General features: G+C 50.4%; 1 protein-coding gene. It reads right to left on the bottom strand.

The genetic code is table 11. The annotated features are described in order from the left end of the window. On the bottom strand, nt 1-466 hold a 466-nt coding region (locus tag TOI97_RS13220), incomplete at both ends, for an IS66 family transposase (RefSeq protein ID WP_321554588.1).

The following is a 466-nucleotide window of genomic DNA, read 5'->3' as shown; positions in this document are numbered from 1 at the left end:
GTGGTCCCAGCAGCCAATGCGCGTAATCGAGTTGGCTGTGCAGACCGCGCTATAGCCAGAATAGCCATCGGCTTGCAGCACGCCTTCAAAATCATCTAGCAGGCGCACAGCCACACTGCCTGCACGTGAGGGATCGTATTCAAAAAGAACACTCTGTTTTTCGGGCGGTCCACCACGGATAACCCACATCCATTTATCCGACTGCGCTGTTTTACCGTCTTCTTTAAGCACCTGCAGACGGGTTTCATCCGCTTGCAAGTAATTACCGCTGTTTTGTATCTCACGCATTAAGTGCAACAGAGGCTTGGCTTCGTCAGCAAAGCGTATGCACCATTGCGCCATGTTATTGCGATAAATCGGCTGGCCCAAGCCTTTAAATTTACTCTCTTGGCGATACAACGGCATACCGTATTGGTATTTATCGGCAATCACATGGGCAATCAGCGAAGTGGTCACCGAGCACTTA

It is taken from the genome of Denitrificimonas halotolerans, assembly GCF_034259425.1.
Taxonomy (GTDB): Bacteria; Pseudomonadota; Gammaproteobacteria; order Pseudomonadales; family Pseudomonadaceae; genus Denitrificimonas; species Denitrificimonas halotolerans.
This window is presented reverse-complemented; position numbering and strand designations above follow the sequence as displayed.